The organism is Jatrophihabitans endophyticus (assembly GCF_900129455.1).
Taxonomy (GTDB): domain Bacteria; phylum Actinomycetota; class Actinomycetes; order Mycobacteriales; family Jatrophihabitantaceae; genus Jatrophihabitans; species Jatrophihabitans endophyticus.
On the sequence record NZ_FQVU01000003.1, the window covers coordinates 915,153 to 939,070 of the forward strand.

Below are 23,918 nucleotides of genomic sequence, written 5' to 3' on the forward strand. Positions count from 1 at the left end.
GAAGCGCCTTTCGTCGGGCCGCCGTCATCGGTCGGGTCGAATGTTGTGTGCGCGAACATATATCAGGGTGAAGCAGATCACGAGGGAAAGTGACCACCCTGTTACCTGCAGATCAAAGGAAGGTAAAAGGTCCTGCTCGTGCCCGGCGTCGGCTCAGCGGGCGCCGAGGACGTGCTCGATCGCCAGCTGGTTCAGGCGGACGAAACCGTAGCCGCGCGCGCCGGCGACGTCGGCGTCGAAATCCTCGAACGCCGAGCGGTCCTCGCGCAGCTCGCGCAGCGTCTCACCGTCGGCCAGCGTGGGGTTGCGCAGGTCGGCGACCCCGGCCTGCGCGAGCGCCTCCTGCACCTCGGGGTCGGCGCGGTACGCCCGGGCCCGCTCGCGCAGCAGCAGGTACATACGCATGTTGGCCTCGGCGCTCGCCCAGACGCCGGCGATGTCCTCGGTACGCGACGGCTTGTAGTCGAAGTGCCGGGGCCCGTCGTAGGCCGGGCCGCCCGACGGCGAGCCGTGCTCGAGCAGGTCGACGGTGTGGAAGGCGTTGAGCAGGTCGCCGTGGCCGAAGACGAGGTCCTGGTCGAACTTGATGCTGCGCTGGCCGTTGAGGTCGATGTGGAAGAGCTTGCCGGCCCACAGGGCCTGCGCGATGCCGGCCGCGAAGTTCAGCCCCGCCATCTGCTCGTGACCTACCTCGGGGTTCACGCCGACGATGTCGCCGTGCTCGAGACCGGCGATGAAGGCGAGTGCGTGGCCGACGGTCGGCAGCAGGATGTCGCCGCGCGGCTCGTTCGGCTTGGGCTCGATGGCGAAGCGGAGGTCGTACCCCTGCTCCTTCACGTAGGCCGCCAGCAGGTCGATCGCCTCGCGGTAGCGGTCGAGCGCGGCGCGGACGTCCTTCACACCGTCGTACTCCGACCCCTCGCGGCCGCCCCAGAACACGTAGGTGCGCGCACCGAGCTCGGCGGCGAGGTCGATGTTGCGCACGACCTTGCGCAGTGCGAACCGGCGCACCGCGCGGTCGTTGCTGGTGAAGCCGCCGTCCTTGAAGACGGGGTGGCTGAACAGGTTCGTCGTCATCATCGGCACCTGCATGCCGGTCTCGGCGAGCGCGTCGCGGAACCGGGCGAGGATCGTGTCCCGCTCACCGGCCGTGGCCCCGAAGGGGACGACGTCGTCGTCGTGGAACGTCACGCCGTAGGCGCCGCGCTCGCTGAGCCGGTGCACCGACTCGACCGGGTCGAGCCACGGCCGGGTGGGCTCGCCGAACTGGTCGTTGGCGCGCCAGCCCACCGTCCACAGGCCGAAGCTGAACTTGTCCTCGCGGGTCGGCTGCGCTGCCACCGGCGTACCTCCGATTTGTTCTCTGTGCGAACCAATAGCTGCACCCTAACCACGGCGCGGCGAGGCGGGCCACGCACGACCCCCGAACCTCGTCCCGCCGCCCTTTCCCCGCTGGTGCTCGCTCGCGAGGTCGACAAGCGAGCACCGGCGGGGAGACTCCCACGAGCGCCGCTGTCGTCTCCCCGCTGGAGCTCGCTCGCGAGGTCGACAAGCGAGCACCGGCGGGGAGACGGCGGTCGCGGCGTCAGGCGCCCGTCGGGATCACGAGTCCGCCAGCCCCCACCGGCGAGGGAGACCGAGGGCATCGCGACGCAGCCCGCGCCGGAAGGCCTCTCGGATCCTGGTCTCGAGCAACCGGGGTGTTCGCGTGACCGTGGCCCAGCCCCACCGCACGAGCTGCAGCCCGAGGTCGTCGAGGTCGACGTGCCGATCCCACGCGCGGCCGACGTCGGCGTCCCGAGCGAACTTCGCACGCCCGTCGGCCTCGCCCGCGACGCCGAACTCGTCCCAGTAGAAGTCGAGCCGGGCGATCACGATCCCGCGCGGGTCGCGGATGCGCTGTTGCAACACGGGTGACGGCAGGCCGAGCCGGCGGATCACGATGCGGCTGATCGACTCGAGGGGCGACTCCGACCTCGCGTCGGTCGACGCGAGCGACCGGACGGCGCGCGCGCCACCCGGCCAGCGCGTGCAGAACTGCACGGCATCGGCGATCGCAGCCGGCGTCGTCAGCTCGTGATGCAGTGCGTGGTCGGCCGCGGCAACCGCCGTCGTCGTCGGATGGTGCCGGCCCAGATCGGCGAGCGTGCGCGCGACGGACGTCACGGCCAGACCGTCGACCTCGACGACGTCCACATCGCGCAGCGTGGCGCGGTACAGGTGGGCCCTGTGCAGGTCGCCCGTGCCGTTCGGGGCGACGGTCACCTCGGGCACCGGCGGCGGCGGCCCGACCAGGGGCAGACCGTGGACGAGGGCGGCGGAACGATGGCTGACCACCGAGCCCGAACAGCCCCGTGCCGCCGCGACCGCCGCGACGACCGGACCGGCTGCCACCGTGAACTGGTCACGCCGTAGCCGCAGCACGCGTCCACTGCGGACGGCGCGGGTCAGGGCCGGGTCGGACCACCCGGCGGCACGGGCGTCGGCGCGGGAGAAGACGGTCGCGGTCGGCAGCGCTCGCACCAGGCCATTCGAGCTCCCACACAGCGCGCGTGGGGCGCCGTCGCATGCCCTGTGGACGACCCGACGCGCCTGTGGACGGCCGGCCCTTCAGCGATGACTCGAGGGTTTCTCCCCGCTGGTGCTCGGCTCGGACGGGCCGGACCGACCACCAGCGGGGAAAGGCGGTCAGAGCAGCGAGCGCAGGACGTACTGCATGATGCCGCCGTGGCGGTAGTAGTCCGCCTCGCCGGGGGTGTCGATGCGCACGCGGGCGTCGAACTCGGTGTCGCCCGCCACGACCTTCACGGTGCGCGGCACCGAGCCCTCGTTGAGCGCGGTGACGCCGGTGATCGTGAACGTCTCCTCGCCGGTGAGCCCGAGCGACTCGGCCGTCTCGCCGTCGGGGAACTGCAGCGGCAGCACGCCCATGCCGATCAGGTTCGAGCGGTGGATGCGCTCGTAGGACTCGGCGACCACGGCCCGCACGCCGAGCAGGGCCGTGCCCTTGGCCGCCCAGTCGCGCGACGAGCCCGAGCCGTACTCCTTGCCGGCGAGGATCACCAGCGGCGTCCCGGCCTCGGCGTAGTTCACCGAGGCGTCGTAGATCGTCGACACCGGGCCGTCGCCCTGCGTGAAGTCGCGCGTGAAGCCGCCCTCGGTGCCCGGCGCGAGCTGGTTGCGCAGCCGGATGTTGGCGAACGTGCCGCGGATCATCACCTCGTGGTTGCCGCGGCGCGAACCGTAGGAGTTGAAGTCGCGCCGCTCGACGCCGTGCTCGGCGAGGTACGTCCCGGCGGGGGAGTCGGCCTTGATCGCGCCGGCCGGGCTGATGTGGTCGGTCGTCACCGAGTCGCCGAGCTTGGCGAGCACCCGGGCGCCGTCGATGTCGGTGACCGGTTGCGGCTCGGTCTGCATGCCCTCGAAGTACGGCGGCTTGCGGACGTAGGTCGACTCGCCGTCCCACTCGAAGGTGTCGCCCTCGGGGGTGGGCAGACCCTGCCACTTCTCGTCGCCGGCGAAGACGTCGGCGTAGTCCGTCGTGTACATCTCGGACGCGATCGCCTCGTCGATCACCTGCTGCACCTCGGCCGGCGAGGGCCAGATGTCGTGGAGGAAGACGTCCTCGCCCTGCTCGTCCTGGCCCAGCGCCTCGGTCGTGATGTCGACGTCCATCGAGCCGGCGAGGGCGTAGGCCACGACCAGCGGCGGCGACGCCAGGTAGTTCATCTTCACATCGGGGTTGATGCGGCCCTCGAAGTTGCGGTTGCCCGACAGCACGCTCACCACCGCGAGGTCGGAGTCGTTGACCGCGGCCGAGATCTCCTCGGGCAGGGGGCCGGAGTTCCCGATGCAGGTGGTGCAGCCGTAGCCGACGAGGTTGAAGCCGAGCTTGTCGAGGTAAGGCGTGAGGCCGGCGCGCTCGTAGTAGTCGGTGACGACCTTGGAGCCGGGAGCGAGCGTGGTCTTGACCCACGGCTTGCGCGACAGGCCCTTCTCCACCGCCTTCTTCGCCAGCAGCGCCGCGCCGATCATCACCGACGGGTTGGACGTGTTGGTGCACGAGGTGATGGCCGCGATCGCGACCGCGCCGTGGTCGAGCTCGCACTCGGCGCCGTCGGCCAGGGTTACCGTCGTCGGCTTCGAGGCGCGGCCCTGCGGGTTGCCGACCGCGGAGGTCCGCGCCGGGGCCGCCTGCTCGCTCGGGCTGGCGGGGTCGGAGGCCGGGAACGTCTCGGCCACCGCCTCGTCCTGCGCGTCCTGCACGGAGTCGCCGTCGACGTAGGAGGTCAGCGCCTCGCGGAACATCGGCTTGGCCGACGCGAGCGGGACGCGGTCCTGCGGGCGCTTCGGTCCGGCCAGGGACGGCTCGACGGTCGACAGGTCCAGCTCGAGCGTCTCGGAGAACGACGGCTCGACCGACGGGTCGTGCCAGAGGCCGTTGGTCTTGGCGTAGCTCTCGACGAGCTGGATCTGGTCGTCCTTGCGACCGGTGAAACGCAGGTAGCGCAGCGTCTCGTCGTCGATCGGGAAGATCGCGCAGGTCGAGCCGTACTCGGGGCTCATGTTGCCGATCGTGGCGCGGTTCGCGAGCGGGACCGCGGAGACGCCGCTGCCGTAGAACTCGACGAACTTGCCGACGACACCCTGCTTGCGGAGCATCTCGGTGATCGTCAGGACGAGGTCGGTCGCGGTCGATCCCTCGGGCAGCTCGCCGGTCAGCTTGAAGCCGACGACGCGCGGGATGAGCATGCTCACCGGCTGGCCCAGCATCGCGGCCTCGGCCTCGATGCCGCCGACGCCCCAGCCGAGCACGCCGAGGCCGTTGACCATGGTGGTGTGCGAATCGGTGCCGACCAGCGTGTCGGGGTAGGCGAGACCGTTGCGGGCGAAGACGACGCGGGCGAGGTACTCGATGTTGACCTGGTGCACGATGCCGGTGCCCGGGGGCACCACCTTGAACTCGTTGAACGCGCCCTGCCCCCAGCGCAGGAACTGGTAGCGCTCGATGTTGCGCTCGTACTCGAGCTCGACGTTGCGCTGGAAGCTGTCCGGCGTCCCGAAGAGATCCGCGATGACCGAGTGGTCGATGACGAGCTCGGCCGGCGCCAGCGGGTTGATCCTCGTCGCGTCGCCGCCGAGCTCGACCACGGCCTCGCGCATGGTGGCGAGGTCGACCACCGCGGGGACGCCGGTGAAGTCCTGCATCACCACCCGCGCGGGCGTGAACTGGATCTCGGTGTCGGGCTCGGCGTCGGGTCGCCAGCCGCCGAGCGCCCGGATCTGCTCCGCGGTGACGTTCTTGCCGTCCTCGGTGCGCAGCAGGTTCTCGAGCAGCACCTTGAGGCTGAACGGAAGCTTCTCGTACCCGTCGACGGCGTCGATGCGGAAGTAGTCCAGCGAGCTGTCGCCCACCGACAGCGACGCGCGGGATCCGAAGCTGTTCTTGCTCTCTGGGGCGGCTGCGGCCACGGCTGACTCCTGTTCGTCGAGATATCTTGACGTCAAGATACCACTGCGGACGACGGCGACGCGCGACGCGCGGACGTCGGGGGGAGGGGGACCGGGCCCGTAGGCTCACCGACCGTGACGGCAGGGTGGGCGCGCGTGCGCCTGCTCGCGTACGCGCTGTACGCGGCCGGGCTGGCCTGGTTCCTCATCACCGACGGAGTACCCACCGACCGGCTCGTCATCGCGGGCCTCATCGTCGGCGGTCTGCTGCTCACCCGCATCGGGGCGGGGTGGCGGGAACTCGGCCGCGTCGTCGTCGACTGGCTGCCCTTCACCGCCGTGCTGGTGCTCTACGACCGCACCCGTGCCCTCGCCGACGCCCTGGGCCTGCCGCTGCACGAGCAGGACGTGCTCGACGTCGAGCGGGCGCTGTTCGGCGGCACGGAGCCGACCCTGTGGCTGCAGCAGCACCTCTACGATCCCGCGGTCGTGCACTGGTACGACGTGGGGTGCACGCTCGTCTACTCGTCGCACTTCCTGGTGACGCCGGTGCTCGCGGCTGCGCTGTGGCTCCGCGAGCGCGCCACCTGGCTGCGCTACATCTCCCGGGTGGTCGCGCTGTCGGCCGCGGGGCTCGTCACCTACTGCCTCTTCCCGCAGGCGCCACCCTGGTACGCCGCCCGCAGCGGGCTCACCGAGCCGATCGCGCGGCTGTCGGCCCGTGGCTGGATCCCACTGCACCTGGGCGACGTGTCGCAGACCCTGGAGCACGCGCAGCGCGAGGGCGCCAACCCGGTCGCGGCGATGCCCTCGTTGCACACCGCGTTCGCGGTGCTCGTCGCCGTCATGGCCGTCACCCGGCTCCGCTCGCGGTGGCGGTGGCTCGCACTGCTCTATCCGCTCGCGATGGGTTTCACGCTCGTCTACACCGGCGAGCACTACGTCCTCGACCTGCTCGCCGGAGCGGCCTACGCGCTCGCGGTGCATGCCGCGCTGTGCCGGTGGGAGCAGCGTCGCGGCCGGGTCCTCGCCGCCGCGTAGTCCCTCGCCGGTGCGGCGTCGGGCTCAAGCCCGCCGTCGTGTTACCGATGTGACTGATGTTGCCGCTGATACGTTACGTTCCCAGTGTTGCCACTGGCGCTGATGAGGCGTAGATGGCACTCTGAGGCCGCTGAGCTTTCGTGTGCGGGGGCACGTCCGACGAACTGCGACGAAGAGAGACGCTGTGCAGGTTTGCCGTATCGGAGGCCGTCGGGTCACCGCCTGGGTCGCCGCCACGACGATCGCCGCCGGGATGTTCCTCGGCGTCCACGACGCGTCGGCCGCCCCGACCGCACCGCCCAAGCCGCCGACGACGAACCCGACGGACCAGCAGCTGCGTGACGCCGCGGCGCAGCGCGACGTCCTGGCCACGACCGTGGGCCAGCTGAGCGGCCAGATCGCGGCGGCCCAGGACCGGCTGCGCCGACTGCAGCAGCAGGCCGAGCTCGCCGAGCAGCGGGTGGCGTACGCCATCACGCAGTACCGCACGGCCCAGACCGAGTCGCAGCGAGCGCAGACGGCGTCGGTGACCGCGGCCAACCGGGTCAAGCAGGCGCAGGTCCGGTTCGCGCAGTACATGCAGACGATCTACGTGGACGGCCGCCCCAACGGGATGACCGGCACGTTGCTCACGGCGAACGACCCGTCCTCCCTGCTGCAGCAGACGAACTACCAGCAGTTCGAGGTCGACCAGAACGCCGGCGTGATCGGCGAGATGCAGCGGCTCTCGGTCGCCAGCTCCAACGCGCGGGCCAAGGCCGAGCGCGCCCGCCTGAAGGCGGCCAAGGCCAAGGTCGCGGCGGAGAAGGCCCAGCAGGCGGCCGCCGAGGCGGTCGCCGACCAGCGCAGCGAGCAGGCCGGTCTCGAGGCCACGCAGGCGCAGAAGCAGCAGCAGCTGACCGTGGCCAAGCAGAAGCAGGTGCAGCTGCTCAACAACCGCGCGACGTTCACCGAGTACGTCCGCGAACTGCGCGAGTACCGGGCGTACGTCGCCGAGCAGAAGCGCATCGCCGAGGCCAGGCGCCAGGAGCGGCTGCGACAGCAGCGGTTGCGCGAGGAGGCCGAGCGGCTCAAGGAGCAGGCCCGCAAGAATCGCAAGCACGGCGGCCACCACAGCGGCCGGTCGGCCGATGTGCAGACGTACAGCCCGCCCGCGCCCTCCGGGGGAAGCTGGTCGAGGTCGAAGGCCCGCGCGGCGATCGCCCGGGCGGAGTCGACCCTGGGCACGCCCTACGCCTGGGCCGGTGGCGGTGTCGGCGGACCGAGCTACGGCGCGTGCGTCCCGAGCGCCGGCGCGCCGAACGACTGCTACATCCGCGGCTACGACTGCTCGGGTCTGGTGATGTACGCCTGGGGCAAGAACTGGGCGCACTACGCCGACACCCAGTACAACCAGGCCGGCAGCTACCACCCCAGCCGGGACCGGCTCCGGCCGGGCGACCTCGTGTTCTTCGGCTACCGCGGCGGCGGGTCGGACCTGCATCACGTGGCGATGTACCTGGGCGGCGGCCGGATCATCGAGGCGCCGTACTCCGGCGGTGTGGTGCAGTACAACCGGCTGGACAACTACTCCGACTACTACGGTGCGACGCGCCCGCTGACGTGACGGGGAGCGCTCCGCCGCCGGGCGTGGCGCGGCGGTGCGACGCGTAGCGTGGACGCGGTGACCATCACGGACGAACCGGCACGCGGCGCGCTGCGTGACACGTTCGGCCGGACCGCGTCCGATCTGCGGATCTCGCTCACCGACCTCTGCTCGCTGCGCTGCACGTACTGCATGCCCGCGGCGGGGCTGGACTGGCTGACCAAAGCGCAGCGGCTCACCGACGACGAGTTCGTCCGACTGGCCGCGGTCTTCGTCGATCTCGGCGTGACCAGCATCCGGCTCACCGGCGGCGAGCCGCTCGTCCATCCGACGCTGTCCGATCTCGTGTACCGCCTCGCCGCGCTCGAGCCACGTCCGGAGCTGTCGCTCACGACGAACGGCGTCGCCCTCGACCGGCACGCGCGCAAGCTCGCCGACGCAGGCCTGGAACGGGTCAACGTCTCGCTGGACACCCTGGACCGCGAACGCTTCGCCCAGCTGACGCGACGCGACCGCTTCGACGACGTGCTCGGCGGCATCGCCGCGGCGGCCGACGCCGGCCTGTTCCCGCTCAAGGTCAACTCGGTGCTGATGCGCGGCAGCAACCTGCACGAGGCGCCGCAGCTGCTGACGTGGGCGCTGCGGCACGGGCACCGGTTGCGCTTCATCGAGCACATGCCGCTGGATGCCGATCACACCTGGTCGCGCGAGGACATGGTGACGGCCGAGGAGATCCTCGACCTGCTGCGGCACGCGGGCTTCGCACTGACCCCCGCGCCGACGCGGGGCAACGCCCCCGCGGAGGAGTTCGCGGTGACGGCGGGACCCCGGCACGACGAGTGGGCGACGCCGGTGGGCTCGCTCGGCGTCATCGCGTCGGTGACCCGGCCGTTCTGCCGCGACTGCGACCGGCTGCGACTCACTGCCGACGGCCAGCTGCGCAGCTGCCTGTTCGCCCAGGACGAGACCGATCTGCGGGCGCCGCTCCGGGCCGGGGCGTCCGACGACGAGCTCGCCGAGCTGATCCGCGCCGCGGTCGCCGGCAAGCAGGCGGGCCACGGGATCGGCGCCGTCGACTTCGTGCAACCGCGGCGCACGATGTCGGCCATCGGCGGCTGACCGGCCCCAGCGAGGGCGTGGGGCCGACGAGAGTAGCGGTGCCGCCGCACGGCGGTCGCGCCGTCGTCCACAGGGCGCGTGGCCGTCCACAGGCCGGTCGATCGGCGCCCACGCCGAACCGGCGCGCGGCACGGTCTGCGCATGATCTCCCTGCATCCGACACGGTGGCGCCGTCGCTGGCCCCGCCGGTCCCTCGCGCTCCTCTGTACCGCCGCCGCACTGCTCGCCGGCCTCGCCGTCGTCACGTCCGGGGGCGCCGCGTCGGCCGTCGCCAATTCGCTGCGGCCGGGGCTCGGCTACCGCCCCGCCGGCGAGTTCGTCGGCTACTACCTGACCCGCGACGGCACCAAGGTCTACTGCCTGAGCCCTCGGCGGGCCGCGCCGTCCTCGGTGTCGCTGCACACCGTCTCCCGCTACCCCGGCCTGGGTCGGGCGAGCAGTGCCGCCCTCGCCTACGCCGTGCGCATCTGGGGCGACGCGCGATCACCGCGCGCCGCGGCGGTCGAGAGCCAGGTGCTCAACACGCTCGCCGGCAACGGCACCGACGTGCGACGCCGCAACCGCCACCTCCCGGCGTCGCTGCGGCGGGACGTCGCGGCGCACGTGAGCCGGGCGCGCGCGCAGCGCGGCCCGTACACCGTCCGCCTCAGCACGCCGCGCGCCGTCCTGCCCGGCGGCCGTGCCACCGGCTCGGTACTCGTCCGATCCGCCGCGGGGCGTCCCGTGAGCGGGGTGCGGGTGCGCCTCACGGCGTCGCGCAACGCGGCCGTGCGCGGCGTCGTGCGCACCGGACGTGGTGGCAGCGCGCGATTCCGGTACGCGGTGACCGACGTCGGCGAGGTCCGGTTCGGTGCGCGGGCCAGCGCGTTGCCGCCGACCGCGGTGCGGGTGAGCCACCCGCACGCCGGCCAGCAGCGCATGGTGAGCTGGGCACCGACGACGGCTGCGCGCGCGTCCTCGTCGTTCCGGGCCGCGGCGTCGGGCTTCTCCCACCGCTACGGCTGCACCTCCGAGTGCGACGGCCGGCCGGTGACGGTGCTGCGTGCCTGTGCCCCGGCCGCGCGCGTCGCCAGCCGGCTCGTCTACCGGGTGGGCGGCCGCCGGGTCGTGGTGCCGTTCGCGGCGTCCGGTCGCCGGCGGTGCGTGTCCACGACGGTGACGAGCGCCGACGGGGACCGGGTGGGCGCGACGTGGCAGTACCGCGTCGGGCGGCACTGGTCGCGGGCGGTGGCGGCCGGGGGCACCTTCGTCGTCGACTGCCCGCCGGCGCCCGCGGTGGGGGTCACACTGGCCGCGAACTGCACCCGCGCCACGGTGACGATCGGTCTGGCGCAGCCCGGCGCCGGCGGCAGTTGGACGCCGCTGGTCAACACGTCACGGCATCGGATGGTCCTCGACGTCTCGGGGTCGCGCACGGCACGCGTGTACGCGGCCACCGGGCACGAGGCCGTATGGACGACGAGCGCGCGCTGCGGGGCGAAGCTGCACCTCGGTTTCCGGGGCGGCGTCCTGCGCGGCAGCGGCCGCTACAACTACGGGCCGAACTCGGCCGTGGTCACGCCGTGACCACCTCGACCGCGGTCGCGCCGGCGACCCGGTCGGCGACGTCAGTCGCCGCCGGCCGCCAGCGGGCCGCGGTCGAGCAGGAACCCGCGCCGGGCCAGGAAGTCGGCGAGGTGCTCGTCGTGCTCGTCGCACGCCAGCCAGTGCTTGACGCGACCGGCGGCGTGCAGCGTCGGGTTGCGCCAGCTCAGGTCGGTGGTCGCCGCGGCACGGCAGCCCTTCGCCGAGCAGCGCGGGCGCTCGCCGGCCGCATCGTCGCCCGGGCCGGGGTCGGACTCACGACCACTACCCAGCATCACTCGGGCACGGTACAGCGCGGCTCCCGTACCGTTGGTCGAGGTCCGGTCGACGATCGGGCGACCGCACGACGCACCACCGACGTCGCTGGGAGACCACGTGAGCGAGCCCGACAACCCGACCCACGGCATGGCCACGCCCGCTGCCGACGCCCAGGCACTCGAACGGGTCATGTTCGAGGTCAAGCGGGTGATCGTGGGTCAGGAGCGGCTCGTCGAGCGGCTGGTCGTCAGCCTGCTGGCGCAGGGGCACTGCCTGCTCGAGGGTGTGCCGGGGGTGGCCAAGACCCTCGCCGTCGAGACGCTGGCCAAGACGGTGACCGGCACCTTCTCCCGGTTGCAGTTCACGCCCGACCTCGTGCCGTCCGACATCGTGGGCACCCGCATCTACCGGCCCGGCGCCGAGCGCTTCGACACCGAGCTCGGCCCGATCATGGCCAACTTCGTGCTCGCCGACGAGATCAACCGCGCCCCGGCGAAGGTGCAGTCGGCGATGCTCGAGGTCATGGCCGAACGGCACGTGACGATCGGCGGCCAGCGCTTCGACGTGCCGAGCCCGTTCCTCGTGCTCGCGACGCAGAACCCGATCGAGTCCGAGGGCGTGTACCCGCTGCCGGAGGCCCAGCGCGACCGCTTCCTCATGAAGGTCGTCGTCGACTACCCGACCGCGGCCGAGGAGCGCGAGATCATCTACCGGATGGGCTCGCAACCGCCGGAGGCGAATCCGGTGCTGGGCATCGCCGACCTGCAGCGGCTGCAGGCCACGGCCAAGCGCGTCTTCGTCCATCACGCGATCGTCGACTACGTGGTGCGGCTGGTGCTCGCCACCCGCGCGCCGCAGCAGCTCGGCCTGAGCGACGTCAACCAATGGGTCTCCTACGGGGCGAGCCCCCGCGCGAGCCTCGGTCTCATCGCCGCCGGCCGGGCGATCGCGCTCACCCGCGGCCGGGACTACGTCCTGCCGCAGGACGTCCTCGACATCGCCGTCGACGTGCTCGCCCACCGCCTGGTGCTCAGCTACGACGCCATCGCCGACGGCGTGCCGGCGGCGCACGCGGTGCGCCGGATCCTGCAGGCGGTGCCGCTGCCGCAGGTCGCGTCGCGGCAGCGCGCCGGTCAGGCCGGCCCGCCGCCGCAGGGACAGCAGCAGGGGCAACTGGTCTACGGCCAGTCGGCGCCGCAGCAGCAGTCGCCGTGGGGTGAGCGCTCGGCGTGAATCCGCGCAACCCCGACGGGCCGGCCGCGGGACCGGTCGCGACCGACCACGGCCCGACGCTCGACGTGCAGGGGGCCGACGCCCTGCTGCGCCGTCTCGAGCTGGCGGTCCGCAACCGCCTCGACGGTCTGCTGCAGGGCAACTACCAGGGCCTCGTGCCGGGGCCGGGCAGCGAGCCGGGGGAGTCGCGGCCCTACGTCATCGGCGACGACGTCCGGCGCATGGACTGGCCGGTCACCGCGCGGACGACGACGCCCCACATCCGGCAGACCGTCGCCGACCGGGAGCTCGAGACGTGGCTCGTCGTCGACCTGTCACCGAGCATGGACTTCGGCACCGGCCGCAGCGAGAAGCGTGAGCTCGTGCTGGCCGCGCTGACGGCGGTCGTCCACCTGACGGTCCGCGGCGGCAACCGCGTCGGCGCCGTGGTCGGCACCGGCGAGCGCAGCGAGGTCATCCCGGCCCTGGGCGGCCGCGCGCACGCCCGGCACCTGCTGCGCCGCATCGCGCAGACGCCTCGTGCCGCCACCGGGGGCGCCAACGACCTCACCCGCATGCTCGAACAGCTGCGCCGACCGCAGCGTCGCCGCGGCCTCGTCGCCGTCGTGTCGGACTTCATGGACGGTGCCCTGCGCGACCAGGGCGCCGCGAGCGGCGAGCCGCCGCCGTGGGAACGGGCGCTGCGCGCGCTCTCGGGGCATCATCAGCTGCTCGCCGTCGAGATCCTCGACCCGCGGGAGCTCGAGCTGCCCGCCGCGGGCCTTGTCACCTTCGTCGACACCGAGTCCGGCCGCGAGCTCGAGGTGCAGACGTCGGATGTGAAGGTCCGCGCCCAGTACGCCGAGGCCGCTGCCGCCCAGCGCGCCCGCATCGCCGCCGGGCTGCGTCATGCCGGCGCCGCCCACCTGCAGTTGCGCACCGACCGGGACTGGATCGCCGACGTGGTGCGCTTCGTCGTCGCCCAGCGCCACTTCGTCGTCGGTGCCGTCGGAGCCGGAGTCCGCTGATGTTCCTCGACCCTGTCTGGTTGCTGCTGTTGCTGCTCGTCGCCGCGCTCGCCGTGGTCTACGCCGGGCTGCAACTGCGCCGCACGCGCTTCGTCGCCCGGTTCAGCAACGTCGACCTGCTCGGCAGCGTGGCCCCGCGCCGCCCCGGCTGGCGCCGTCATCTCACCTTCGGGCTGCTGCTCGTGTCGCTCGCGGTGCTGTCGGTCGGGGTCGCCAAGCCGTCGCGGGCGGTGAAGGTCCCGCGCGAGAACGCGACCGTCATGCTCGACATCGACGTGTCGCTGTCGATGAAGGCGACCGACGTGCTCCCGTCCCGCTTCCAGGTCGCCAAGACCGCCGGCAAGCAGTTCGCCGACGTGCTGCCGGCCAAGATCAACCTCGGCCTCGTGAGCTTCGCCCGTTCGGCGAGCGTCGTCGTCGCCCCCACCGTGAACCGCGAGCAGGTGAAGAAGGGCGTCGACTCGCTGCAGCTGCAGAACTACACCGCCATCGGCGAGGCCATCTTCGGCTCGCTGCAGGCGATCGACGTCTACACCAAGACGACGACGGCCAAGGGTTCCAAGCCGCCGCCGCGCCGCATCGTCCTGCTCAGCGACGGCACGAGCACGGTGGGTCGCAGCGTCACCGATGCCATCGCCGCGGCGAAGAAGGACAACGTGCAGGTGTCCACGATCGCCTTCGGCACCCCGAACGGCACGGTCACCGATCGCGGGCAGACCGTGCTCGTCCCGGCCGACAACGCCACGCTCGCACGCATCGCGCGGGAGACCGGCGGCTCGTTCCACACCGCGGCGTCGGAGCAGGAGCTGCGCGACGTCTACTCCGACATCGGCTCGCAGATCGGTTACACCACCGAGAAGCGTGACATCAGCTGGAGCTTCCTGCTCACCGGCGTGCTCTTCCTGTTCGCGGCCGGGGGCACGGCGATGCTGTGGTCCGGCCGGCTGGTCTGATCCGACCGCTGCGTGCCGGGGCGCGCGGGCGCGTCGTCGCTCAGGCCTGCGGGTCGAGCACCAGCTTGCCCACCGACGAGCGGTCCAGCAGCGAGCGGTGCGCGACGGCCGCCTCGGCCAACGGGTAGGTCTCACCCACCACCGGGGTGATCGCGCCCTGGGCCACGAGATCGAGCAGGTCGGTGACGGCCGCGGCGAACAGCTCGGGGCGCTGGACGACGTGCACGAGCCAGAAGCCGATGACAGCGGCGCTGCGCCCCATCAACCGCCCCGGGTCGACCGGAGCGGGCGACGTCCGTCCCGCCATGCCGAACACGGCCAGCCGGCCGAGCGGCGCCAGGGCGGCGAGGCTCTGGTCGAACACCGAACCGCCGGTCATCTCCAGCACGACGTCCACCCGCTTGCCGTCGTTGGCCTCGCGCAGGGCGGCGGTGAGGTCCTCGGCGCGCGAGTCGACGGCCACGTCGGCGCCGAGCTCGCGGGTGAGTGCCCGCTTCTCCTCGCTCGACGCCGTCGCGATGACGCGGCCGGCACCCCAGCGCTTCGCGAGCTGGATCGCGATCGTGCCGACCCCGCCGGCGCCGGCGTGCACGACGACCGACTCGCCCTGCTGCAGGTGGGTGCTGGTGCGCAGCAGGTGCCACGCCGTCGCACCCTGCACGAGTGTCGTGAGGGCCTGCGCGTCGGTCACGCCGTCGGGCACCGGGAACAGCTGCGCGGTGTCGACCGCGATCCGCTGGGCATAGCCGCCACCGCTCACCATGCCGACGAGGCGGCGCCCGGCGTCGTCGCGGACCACGACCTCCGAGCCCGGGATCAGCGGCAGGGTCTGCTTTGCGAGGTAGGAGTCCTCGGTCTGGTGGGTGTCGGCGTAGTTGACGCCGGACGCGAGGACGTCGAGCACCCGCTGGCCCGGATCCGCCTCCGGGTCGGGCAGGTCGCGGACGACGAGGGTCTCGGGTCCACCGAACTCGGTGAGCTGCACGGCACGCATGACTGCGACCGTACCGAGGGGTAGCGGGCGCCGGACGACGCCGGGTTGTCGGTGCGACCGCGGTCATCCGCTAGCGTCGGGGATCGTGACTGGACGGACGGTGCTCGTCACCGGGGGAAACCGCGGTATCGGCCTGGCGATCGCCCGCGCCTTCGCCGCCGAGGGCGACCGCGTCGCGGTCACGCACCGCGGCAGCGGCGCGCCCGACGGGCTGTTCGGCGTGGAGTGCGACGTGACCTCCGCCGAGCAGGTCGAGGCCGCCTTCGCGACCGTGGAGGCCGAGCTCGGGCCGGTCGAGGTGCTCGTGGCGAACGCCGGCATCACTGACGACTCGCTGCTGCTGCGCATGAGCGAGGAGTCCTTCGACCGGGTCGTGGACGCGAACCTTGCCGGCGCGTACCGCGTCGCGAAGCGCGCCACGCAGAAGATGCTGCGCGCCCGCCGCGGCCGGCTGATCTTCGTGTCGTCGGTGGTCGCCCTCGTCGGCTCGCCGGGGCAGGCCAACTACGCGGCGAGCAAGGCCGGTCTGATCGGCCTGGCGCGCTCGATCGCCCGCGAGATCGGCAGCCGCGGCATCACGGCCAACGTGATCGCGCCCGGTTTCATCGAGACGGACATGACGGCGGCGATGACCGACGCACGCCGCGCCGAGGTGCTGGCCGGCATCCCGTTGCAGCGTTACGGCGCCGCGGACGAGGTGGCCGCCGCGGCGGTGTACCTGGCCTCGGACGCCGCGGGGTACGTCACCGGGGCGGTGCTGCCGATCGACGGCGGCGTCGGCATGGGTCTGTAGGAGGAGCTCGATGGGTCTGCTCGAGGGCAAGCGACTGCTGGTCACCGGCGTCATCACCGACGCGTCCATCGCGTTCGCGGTGGCGCGGCTCGCACAGCAGGAGGGCGCGACGGTCGTCCTCACCGGCTACGGCCGGATGTCGCTGGTGCAGCGAGTTGCCAAGAAGCTGCCGGACCCGCCACCGGTCGTGGAGCTCGACGTCGCCGACGCCGGGCAGCTCGACAGCCTGGCCGAGCGGGTCGGCGAGTACGTCGACGGCCTGGACGGCGTCGTGCATGCGGTCGGGTTCGCGCCGGCGTCCTGTCTGGGCGAGGACTTCCTGGGCACCCCGTGGGAGGACGTCGCCACGGCGATTCAGGTCTCCACGTTCTCGCTCAAGTCCCTGGCCGTCGCCTGCCTGCCGTTGTTCGGCGAGCAGGGCGGCTCGGTGCTCGGCATGACCTTCGACGCCACCGTGGCCTGGCCCGCCTACAACTGGATGGGGGTGGCGAAGGCCGGTCTGGAGTCGGCATCGCGTTACCTCGCCCGCGAGCTCGGCCCGCGCAACATCCGGGTCAACCTGGTGTCGGCGGGCCCCCTGCGCACCATGGCCGCGAAGAGCATCCCGGGCTTCGCGACCTTCGAGGACGCCTGGAACGGCCGAGCGCCGCTCGGCTGGGACAACACCGACACCGAACCGGTCGCACGCAGCTCGCTCGCCCTGCTGTCGGACTGGTTCCCGGCGACGACCGGCGAGATCGTCCACGTCGACGGCGGCTTCCACGCCATGGGGGTGTGAGGGCCCCGTGCCCGAGTACGACGCACTGCTGTTGTTGTCCTTCGGTGGCCCCGAGGGCCCCGACGACGTCATGCCGTTCCTGCGCAACGTCACGCGTGGCCGGGGGATCCCCGACGAGCGACTCGCCGAGGTCGCCGAGCACTACCAGCACTTCCACGGCGTGTCGCCCATCAACGCCCAGAACCGTGCGCTGATCGACGCGCTCGGCCCGGCGCTCGCCGAGCGCGGCCTCGACATGCCGATCTACTGGGGCAACCGCAACTGGAAGCCCTACGTCGCCGACGCGGTGCGCCAGATGCGCGACGACGGCGTGCATCGCGCGCTCGTCTTCGCCACGAGCGCCACGACGTCCTACTCCGGTTGCCGGCAGTACCGCGACGACCTGGACCAGGCCCGGCGCGTCAGCGGCGAGGGCGCGCCGGTGCTCGTCAAGCTGCGTCACTACTTCGACCACCCGGGCTTCGTGGCGGCCAACGCCGCGGGCGTCCGGGCGGCGCTGGAGACGCTGCCCGCCGAGCACCGGGCGACGGCCCGGCTCGTCTTCACCGCGCACTCGATCCCGGAGTCGATGAACGACGCATCCGGCCCCGAGGCCGACGGGCTCTACGTCAAGCAGCACCGCGAGACGGCCCGGCTGGTGACCGAGCAGCTGCGCGGACCGGGCGCGGACTTCGACCTCGTGTGGCAGTCACGCTCCGGACCGCCGCAGGTGCCGTGGCTCGAGCCCGACGTCAACGACCATCTGCGCGCGCTCGCCGCCGACGGCGTGCAGGCCGTCGTCGTGGCGCCGACCGGCTTCGTGTCCGACCACGTCGAGGTGCGGTGGGACCTCGACAACGAGGCGGCCGAGACGGCGGCGGAGGTCGGCGTGCACTTCGGCCGCGCGTACACCGCCGGCACCCACCCGGCGTTCGTGAACGCCGTGGTCGACCTGGTCGAGGAGCGGGTGCGCGACGTGGAGCCGGCGGTGCTCGGTGACCTGGGCGTCTGCGGCGTCGACTGCCCGATCGGCTGCTGCCCGGCGCCGCGGCGGCGCGCGCCGGCGTGACCGCCAGCGGGCCGGGGGACGGCTTCCCCGACGGTCCGGAGGTCGAGCTGCCCCGCGGTGACGTCACCGAGGGCGTCGTGCGCATCGGGGACACCGTGCGCCGTCCGCACCAGCCGACGAGCGGCGCGGTGGCCGCCTACCTCGCACACCTCGCCGCGGCCGGCATGTCCGGCGTGCCGCGCTACCTCGGCCGCGACGACGCCGGCCGCGACGTGCTCACCTACCTGGCCGGCGACGTCCCCGGCGACCCGGTCGAACCCTGGGCCGCCGCCGACGACGTGCTCCCCGGTGTCGGCCGCCTGCTGCGGCGGCTGCACGACGCGAGCGAGGGGTTCGTCCTGCCCGCCGTCGAACCCGTGCCGGGCCGGCCGACGCCGCGCTTCCCCGACGGCGCACCGCTCATCGTGTCGCAGCGCGACGTCACCCCGCAGAACACCGTGTTCCGTACCGGCGCGGCCTGGGGTCTCGTCGACTTCGATCTGCTGGGGTGGACGACGCGGGCGACGGACCTGGTGAACACCGCGATGCACTGGGTGCCGCTGAGCGACCCGGCCGACCGTGCCCCGGTGTACGCCGGGACGGACCCCGGCCGTCGGCTCCGCGGGTTGTACGACGCCTACGGCCGTGACGTCGTCGACGTCGAGCTGCTGCTCGACGCGGCCCGGCTGCGCTTCGCCGGCTCGGCCGCGGTGATGCGATGGAACGCCGAGCATCTCGGCGGGGGCTGGGCGCGCATGTGGGACGCCGGCCTGGGCGGCGTCATCGAGCGCCGCATCGCGTGGTTCGCGACCGTCCGCGAGGACCTGCGCCGCGCCCTGCGCTGATCCCCGCCTTCCTCGGCGAGTTGGTTGCTCGGGAGGGGGTTCGCACGACCAACTCGCCGAGGAAGATGGTCAGCCGCGCCGCTGGCGGAGTTCGGCGTTGATGGCGGGGACGATCTCGTGCAGGTCGCCGATCACCGCGTAGTGCGCCTTGGTCACCATCGGCGCCTCGGGGTCGGTGTTGATGGCGAGGATGGTCTTCGCCGACTGGCAGCCGGCCCAGTGCTGGATCGCGCCGCTGATGCCGCACGGGATGTACACCTCGGGCGCGATGCGCGAGCCGGTCTGGCCGACCTGCTCGCTGTGCGGCCGCCAGCCCAGGCTGGTGACGACCCGGGAGACGCCGAGGGCGCCGCCGAGCAGCTCGGTGAGCTCGAGCAGGTCGGTGAAGCCCTCCGCCCCGCCGGCGCCGCGGCCGGCGCCCACCACCACGCGGGCGCTGGTGAGGGCACCGGTGTCGTCGGCCTCGGTGGCCTCGACCCGGCGCACCTGGGCGACGAGGTCGCGGTCGGTGAGCTCCGGGGCGAACGTCACGACCTCGGTGTCGGCCGGCGCGACCGCCGGCACCGGGTCGCAGGCGTGCCCCGCCACCGCGACGACGCGGACGCGGTCGGTCAGGCGCATCTGCTCGAGCGCCGCGCCGCCCACCACCTGCCGGGTCACCACGAACGGGTCCGGCGTGTCGACCTGCACCACGTTGGCCGCCAGCGCGACGTCGAGACGGGTGGCGGCGTGTGCGAGCACCTCCATCCCGCGTGGCGTGCCCGCGGCGAGCAGGACGTCCGCCCCCGCCGTCTCGACGGCCTGCACGACGGCCGCGGCCCACGCCGCGCCGGCGTAGCGGTCGAGCCGTGGGTCGTCGGGGTGGTGCGCCACGGCCACGCCCTGCTCGCCGAGCTGGCCGCGGACCTGTTCGGTGACCTCGCCGACGACGACGGCCTGCACGGCGTCGGCCGAGCGGGTGCCGAGGTCGCGGGCGAAGGTCAGGACCTCCTGCGAGACCCCGACGACGCCCTTCGCGTCGGTCTCCACGAACACGACGATCATCTCGCCACCACCCCGATCTCGACGAGGAGGTCGACGACGGCGGGCGCGGCCTCCGGGCCGCGACCGAGCACCTGCACGGTGCTGGCGCGCCGGGGCGGCAGGGTGAGCCGCACCCGCCCGGAACCGCGCGGCTCGTCCTGCGGTGTCACGGTCTCGACCGGTGCGCGCTTGGCCTTCATCCGCCCGGGGATCGAGGGGTAGCGCGGACTGACCCCACCCTCCATGACCGCCACGACGGCGGGCAGCGGCAGCTCGTACACCTCGGTGCCGTCGGGTCCGTCACCGTGCGCGACCGCGGTGCCGCCGTCGATCTCGACCTTCGAGATGCCGGTGACGACGGGCCGGTCGAGCGCGTGGGCGAGCCGGATCGGCACCTGGAAGTCGCCGGTGTCGGCGGCGTCGTTGCCGAGCAGCACGAGGTCGTAGGAACGGCCCGCCTCGGCCCGGGACCGCACGACGTCGGCGATCGCGGCCGCGACGTCGACCGGCCCCCAGGTCGCCGTGTCGGCCTCGACGAGGACGCCGTCGGTGCAGCCGACCGCGAGGGCGCCGCGCAGCTGCTCGACGGCGTCGGCCGACCCGACGGTCAGGACGGTGACGCTGCCGCCGTCAGCCTCGGCGAGCTGCGTGGCCAGCTCGACCGCGCACTCCTCGTGGGGGCTGACGGTGAAGCCGACGTGCCGGGCGTCGAGGGACTGCTCGTCGTCGGCGAGCAGCACCTCGCCGGAGACGTCCGGCACACGCTTGATGCAGACGAGAACGTCCGTTGCCATGACTAGGCCTTGATCCGCTCGTTGGCCGGATCGAACAGCGACGTCGCGTCGGCCGAGCCGACCGTCACCGGGTACTGCTCGCCGAGGTACTCGACCGCGAGCTCCGTGCCCACCGCGGCCACGTCCGGCGGCAGGTAGGCCATCAGCACGTGCCTGCCCAACGACGGCGCGGACCCCGCCGACGTCACGTAGGGGTGGTGGCCGTGGCCGTCGGTGAGCTGCTCGCCGTCACGGGTCACGATCGGCTCGCCGCCGAGCATGTAGCGCTTCGTGCCGTCGGCCGAGGTGTGGTCGTCGACGGTCAGCGTGCAGAGCACGGTGTCGGGCGCGTTGTCGCGCTGCTTGAGGTAGGCCTCGCGGCCGACGAAGTCGGCGTCCTTCACCTTCGGCCGCTGCATCCCGGCCTCGACGATCGTCCGCTCGCTGTCGAGCTCGGCGCCGTAGGCCCGGTAGCCCTTCTCGAGCCGACCGGTGGTGCCGTACACGCCGATGCCGACCGGGACGGCGCCGTGCGGCCGACCGGCCTCCTGCACGAGCTCCCACAGCTTGGCGCCCTGCTCCATCGGCACGTAGAGCTCCCAGCCGAGCTCGCCGACGTAGGAGATGCGCGAGGCCAGCACGTCCAGCGACGCCACCTCGATCTCCTGGCACGTGCTGAACCGGAACGCCTCGTTCGAGACGTCGGCGTCGGTGAGCGCGCCGAGGATGTCGCGCGCCCGCGGCCCCCACAGGCCGACGGTGGTGAACGCGGACGTCCGGTCGTGCACGTGCGCCGACCCGTCCGCGGGCATGCGGTCGGCGAACCACTTGCGATCGACCTGGCCGTGCGCCCCGCCGGTGACGACGCGGAAGTGGTCGTCGCGCAGTCGCATGATCGTCAGGTCGGCTCGGTAGCCGCCGCGCGAGTCGAGGATCGGGGTGTAGACGACCCGGCCCGGCGCGACGTCGAGTTGTCCCACGGCGATGCGCTGCACGGCGTCGAGCGCGCCCGGACCGACGACGTCGAAGACGACGAAGGCGGACAGGTCGACGTAGCCGGCCCGCTCGCGCAGCGCCAGGTGCTCCGCGTTGACGATCGGCGACCACCAGCGGGCGTCCCACTCGGATTCGCGCCGCATGACCGCGTCGCCGTACTCGCCGAGCAGACCCTCGTTCGACGCGTACCAGTGCGGCCGTTCCCAGCCGACGGTCTCGTAGAAGACGGCGCCGAGCTCGCGCTGCGAGGCGTTCATCGGCGACAGCCGGACGTTGCGCTCGCCCTCCCACTGCTCGCTCGGGTGCACGATGCCGTAGGTCTTGATGAACGACTCGCTGGTGCGCGACCGGATGTGGTGCTTGCTGCGCTGGTGCGGGTAGAAGCGCGCGATGTCGGCACCGTGCAGGTCGATCTCGGGGTTGCCGTCGGTCATCCACTCGGCCACCGCCCGGCCGACCCCCGGCCCTTCCTTGATCCACACCGCCGCGGCGGACCACAGCCCCTTCACCTCGGGGGTCTCGCCGAGCACCGGGGCGCCGTCCGGCGTCAGCGAGAGCAGGCCGTTGATCGCGTAGCGGATCTCGGCGTCCTCGTTGCCGAGGATCTCGGGCATGAGCTCGAGCGCCTGCTCCAGTTGCGGGTCGAAGTCCTCCTCGGTGAAGGGCATCTCGGTGGGGGAGAGCTTGGCCTGCTCGATGGACGGGATCTCCTCGGCGTCCATGAGGATCGCGCGGTGCGCATAGGAGCCGACCTCCATGTCGCTGCCGTGCTGGCGCTCGTAGCAGAAGGTGTCCATGTCGCGGACGATGGGGAACGAGATCTCGCCCGGCTTCTCGGCCAGCTGCGGGATCGGCCCGACGCTGATCATCTGGTGGACGGCCGGGGTCAGCGGGATGTGCGCGCCGGCCATCCGGGCGAGCTTCGGGCTCCACACGCCGCAGGCGATGACCACGGTGTCGGTCGTGATGTCGCCGGCCGAGGTGCGGACGCTGGTCACCCGACCGTGCTCGACCGTGATGTCGGTGACCTCGACGTTGGCGGCGATGGTGAGCGCGTCGAGCTCCTGCGCGCGCTCGCGCATGATCGTCCCGGCCCGCAGGGAGTCGACCACGCCGACACTCGGCGTGAAGAAGCCGCCGACGATGACCGAGGGGTCCAGGAACGGCACCTTCTCGGCGACCTCGGCCGGCGTCAGCAGCTCCGACGGGATGCCCCACGCCTTGGCGCTCGAGATGCGCCGGCGCAGTTCCTGCATCCGCTCCTCGCTGCGCGCGACCTCGATGCCGCCGGACTCGGTGAAGACGTCCATCTCCTTGTACTGCGCCATGGAGTCCAGCGTCAGATCGGTGATCTCGCGGCTGTGGTCCACCGGGAAGATGAAGTTCGACGCGTGGCCGGTCGAGCCGCCCGGGTTCGGCAGCGGCCCCTTGTCGAGCTGCACGATGTCGCGCCATCCCAGCCGGGCCAGGTGGTAGACGAGGCTGTTGCCGACGATCCCGGCGCCGATCACGACGGCGCGAGCGCTGCTGGGGACGGTTGCCATGGCGGACACCCTTCTCTCCGGTGTTGCGGATACTACAATCCGACGCGCAATATGCAACAGAGTCGGCTCGCGGGTGCCGCCGTGTCAGCCCCAGCCGAGCCGGTGTGACGCCTCCGCCGCCGCCGCGAGCAGGAGCGGGCGCACCTCGTCGACCCGGGCTGCGTCGAGGCGGAAGGTCGGTCCGGACACGCTCATCGAGGCCACGACGTCGCCGTGTGCGTTGCGGACGGGCGCACCGACGGCGGTCAGGCCGACCTCGAGCTCGTCGACCGCACTTGCCCACCCGTCGCGACGGACGGCGGCCAGCTCGTCGCGCAGCGCGCCACGGTCGGTCAGCGTGAACGGCGTGTAGGCGCGCAGGTCGCGCACGGTGCGCTCGACGTCGTCGTCGGCGAGCTCGCTGAGCAGGATCTTGCCGTTGGACGTCGCGTGCAGCGGGATGCGCTGGCCGACCCAGTTGTGCGGCTGCAGGGTCGAGGAGCCGGCGATCTGGTCCACGTAGAGCGCCGCCCCCTCGGACAGCACGGCGACGTTCACCGTCTCCCCGGTATCGGCGGCGAGGCGGCGGCAGATGGGGCGCGCCTCTGCCACGACGTCGAGCCGCGCCGCGGTCGCCCCGGCGAGGCGCAGCACGCCGACACCGAGGCGGTACTTGCCGCGGTCGGTGGTCTGCTCGACCAGCCCGCCCTGCTCCAGCGTGGACACGAGTCGCTGCGCGGTGCTCTTGTGCACCCCGAGCTCCTGCGCGATCGTCGTCACCCCGGCCTCGCCGGAGCGGGCGAGGATGTCCAGGATGACGAGCGCCCGCTCGACCGACTGGACCCCGGCGGCCGACTCGCTCTTCGTCACCCGCGAGATGGTAGCGCCCGGCTGTTGCGTATTGCACACTTCGAGCTGCAGGACGCAACGAGGGG

At 72.6% G+C, this 23,918-nt stretch carries 20 protein-coding genes; 11 read left to right on the plus strand and 9 right to left on the minus strand.

Annotated elements, in window-relative coordinates; all coding sequences use genetic code 11:
- Positions 1-153: 153 nt before the first annotated feature.
- From xylA to acnA, 3 genes are all read right to left on the minus strand, one after another.
- Positions 154-1,341 carry a xylose isomerase gene (gene xylA / locus BUE29_RS14470; RefSeq protein ID WP_073390970.1) on the minus strand — a complete coding sequence of 396 codons (1,188 nt, stop codon included), beginning with the start codon at positions 1,339-1,341 and terminating at the stop codon, positions 154-156.
- A gap of 261 nt (positions 1,342-1,602) precedes the next feature.
- A complete protein-coding gene (locus BUE29_RS22050; RefSeq protein WP_073390971.1) occupies positions 1,603-2,523 on the minus strand; it encodes a type IV toxin-antitoxin system AbiEi family antitoxin domain-containing protein in 921 nt (306 codons plus the stop codon).
- A gap of 165 nt (positions 2,524-2,688) precedes the next feature.
- Complete coding sequence (acnA, locus tag BUE29_RS14480; protein ID WP_073390972.1) at positions 2,689-5,472, minus strand: aconitate hydratase AcnA; 2,784 nt, start codon at positions 5,470-5,472, stop codon at positions 2,689-2,691.
- Positions 5,473-5,607: 135 nt separating this feature from the next.
- On the opposite strand from acnA, the gene BUE29_RS14485 reads away from it, so the two are divergent.
- The 4 genes from BUE29_RS14485 (at position 5,608) to BUE29_RS14500 (ending at position 10,762) form a co-directional block, all read left to right on the plus strand.
- Positions 5,608-6,492, plus strand: a complete 885-nt coding sequence (locus BUE29_RS14485) for a phosphatase PAP2 family protein (RefSeq protein WP_159440877.1) — start codon at positions 5,608-5,610, stop codon at positions 6,490-6,492.
- 184 nt (positions 6,493-6,676) lie between these two features.
- A complete protein-coding gene (locus BUE29_RS14490; RefSeq protein ID WP_073390974.1) occupies positions 6,677-8,098 on the plus strand; it encodes a C40 family peptidase in 1,422 nt (473 codons plus the stop codon).
- 57 nt (positions 8,099-8,155) lie between these two features.
- Positions 8,156-9,196, plus strand: a complete 1,041-nt coding sequence (gene moaA, locus BUE29_RS14495; RefSeq protein ID WP_234971465.1) for a GTP 3',8-cyclase MoaA — start codon at positions 8,156-8,158, stop codon at positions 9,194-9,196.
- 141 nt (positions 9,197-9,337) lie between these two features.
- Complete coding sequence (locus tag BUE29_RS14500) at positions 9,338-10,762, plus strand: hypothetical protein (RefSeq protein ID WP_143168180.1); 1,425 nt, start codon at positions 9,338-9,340, stop codon at positions 10,760-10,762.
- 41 nt (positions 10,763-10,803) lie between these two features.
- Here the strand turns inward: BUE29_RS14500 and BUE29_RS14505 are convergent, their stop codons facing one another.
- A complete protein-coding gene (locus tag BUE29_RS14505) occupies positions 10,804-11,055 on the minus strand; it encodes a hypothetical protein (protein ID WP_073391200.1) in 252 nt (83 codons plus the stop codon).
- Between the two features lie 130 nt (positions 11,056-11,185).
- Here BUE29_RS14505 and BUE29_RS14510 point away from each other — a divergent pair, with 130 nt between their 5' ends.
- Genes BUE29_RS14510 through BUE29_RS14520 form a run of 3 tightly spaced genes read left to right on the plus strand, consistent with a single transcriptional unit; the run spans position 11,186 to position 14,231 of the window.
- Positions 11,186-12,271 carry an AAA family ATPase gene (locus tag BUE29_RS14510; RefSeq protein WP_084181051.1) on the plus strand — a complete coding sequence of 362 codons (1,086 nt, stop codon included), beginning with the start codon at positions 11,186-11,188 and terminating at the stop codon, positions 12,269-12,271.
- Entirely contained in the window at positions 12,268-13,278 is a 1,011-nt protein-coding gene (locus tag BUE29_RS14515) for a DUF58 domain-containing protein (protein ID WP_073390976.1), read from the plus strand. Before BUE29_RS14510 ends, BUE29_RS14515 begins: the two co-directional genes overlap by 4 nt.
- Positions 13,278-14,231, plus strand: coding sequence for a VWA domain-containing protein (locus BUE29_RS14520; RefSeq protein WP_073390977.1), 954 nt, complete (start codon positions 13,278-13,280; stop codon positions 14,229-14,231). Before BUE29_RS14515 ends, BUE29_RS14520 begins: the two co-directional genes overlap by 1 nt.
- A gap of 40 nt (positions 14,232-14,271) precedes the next feature.
- Here the strand turns inward: BUE29_RS14520 and BUE29_RS14525 are convergent, their stop codons facing one another.
- Entirely contained in the window at positions 14,272-15,225 is a 954-nt protein-coding gene (locus tag BUE29_RS14525) for a quinone oxidoreductase family protein (protein ID WP_073390978.1), read from the minus strand.
- Positions 15,226-15,310: 85 nt separating this feature from the next.
- On the opposite strand from BUE29_RS14525, the gene fabG reads away from it, so the two are divergent.
- The 4 genes from fabG to BUE29_RS14545 all read left to right on the plus strand — a co-directional run bounded on the left by fabG (position 15,311) and on the right by BUE29_RS14545 (position 18,668).
- Complete coding sequence (fabG, locus tag BUE29_RS14530) at positions 15,311-16,018, plus strand: 3-oxoacyl-ACP reductase FabG (RefSeq protein ID WP_073390979.1); 708 nt, start codon at positions 15,311-15,313, stop codon at positions 16,016-16,018.
- A gap of 10 nt (positions 16,019-16,028) precedes the next feature.
- The gene (fabI, locus tag BUE29_RS14535) at positions 16,029-16,796 is read left to right on the plus strand and encodes an enoyl-ACP reductase FabI (protein ID WP_073390980.1); all 768 of its coding nucleotides are present in this window, start codon (positions 16,029-16,031) and stop codon (positions 16,794-16,796) included.
- A gap of 70 nt (positions 16,797-16,866) precedes the next feature.
- Positions 16,867-17,844 (plus strand): ferrochelatase, encoded by a 978-nt coding sequence (locus tag BUE29_RS14540; RefSeq protein WP_407657332.1) that lies wholly within the window; start codon positions 16,867-16,869, stop codon positions 17,842-17,844.
- Positions 17,841-18,668, plus strand: a complete 828-nt coding sequence (locus BUE29_RS14545; protein WP_073390982.1) for an aminoglycoside phosphotransferase/kinase family protein — start codon at positions 17,841-17,843, stop codon at positions 18,666-18,668. The genes BUE29_RS14540 and BUE29_RS14545 overlap by 4 nt, the downstream gene beginning before the upstream one ends.
- A gap of 69 nt (positions 18,669-18,737) precedes the next feature.
- Here the strand turns inward: BUE29_RS14545 and BUE29_RS14550 are convergent, their stop codons facing one another.
- The 4 genes from BUE29_RS14550 to BUE29_RS14565 form a co-directional block, all read right to left on the minus strand.
- Entirely contained in the window at positions 18,738-19,712 is a 975-nt protein-coding gene (locus BUE29_RS14550; RefSeq protein WP_073390983.1) for an electron transfer flavoprotein subunit alpha/FixB family protein, read from the minus strand.
- Positions 19,709-20,485: an electron transfer flavoprotein subunit beta/FixA family protein gene (locus BUE29_RS14555; RefSeq protein WP_073390984.1), complete on the minus strand. Its 777-nt coding sequence runs from the start codon at positions 20,483-20,485 to the stop codon at positions 19,709-19,711. Before BUE29_RS14555 ends, BUE29_RS14550 begins: the two co-directional genes overlap by 4 nt.
- A 2-nt stretch (positions 20,486-20,487) precedes the next feature.
- On the minus strand, positions 20,488-23,004 hold the full coding sequence (locus tag BUE29_RS14560) for a GcvT family protein (RefSeq protein ID WP_073391201.1): 2,517 nt from the start codon (positions 23,002-23,004) through the stop codon (positions 20,488-20,490).
- An 84-nt stretch (positions 23,005-23,088) separates the two neighbouring features.
- On the minus strand, positions 23,089-23,853 hold the full coding sequence (locus BUE29_RS14565; protein WP_073390987.1) for an IclR family transcriptional regulator: 765 nt from the start codon (positions 23,851-23,853) through the stop codon (positions 23,089-23,091).
- Positions 23,854-23,918: the final 65 nt, after the last annotated feature.

Coding starts and splice junctions, on each gene's coding strand:
- BUE29_RS14500 (WP_143168180.1), top strand. CDS start 9,338: ATGATCTCCCTGCATCCGACACGGTGGCGCCGTCGCTGGCCCCGCCGG.
- BUE29_RS14505 (WP_073391200.1), bottom strand. CDS start 11,055: ATGCTGGGTAGTGGTCGTGAGTCCGACCCCGGCCCGGGCGACGATGCG.
- BUE29_RS14510 (WP_084181051.1), top strand. CDS start 11,186: ATGGCCACGCCCGCTGCCGACGCCCAGGCACTCGAACGGGTCATGTTC.
- BUE29_RS14520 (WP_073390977.1), top strand. CDS start 13,278: ATGTTCCTCGACCCTGTCTGGTTGCTGCTGTTGCTGCTCGTCGCCGCG.
- BUE29_RS14525 (WP_073390978.1), bottom strand. CDS start 15,225: ATGCGTGCCGTGCAGCTCACCGAGTTCGGTGGACCCGAGACCCTCGTC.
- fabI (WP_073390980.1), top strand. CDS start 16,029: ATGGGTCTGCTCGAGGGCAAGCGACTGCTGGTCACCGGCGTCATCACC.
- BUE29_RS14540 (WP_407657332.1), top strand. CDS start 16,867: ATGCCGTTCCTGCGCAACGTCACGCGTGGCCGGGGGATCCCCGACGAG.
- BUE29_RS14550 (WP_073390983.1), bottom strand. CDS start 19,712: ATGATCGTCGTGTTCGTGGAGACCGACGCGAAGGGCGTCGTCGGGGTC.
- BUE29_RS14555 (WP_073390984.1), bottom strand. CDS start 20,485: ATGGCAACGGACGTTCTCGTCTGCATCAAGCGTGTGCCGGACGTCTCC.
- BUE29_RS14560 (WP_073391201.1), bottom strand. CDS start 23,004: ATGGCAACCGTCCCCAGCAGCGCTCGCGCCGTCGTGATCGGCGCCGGG.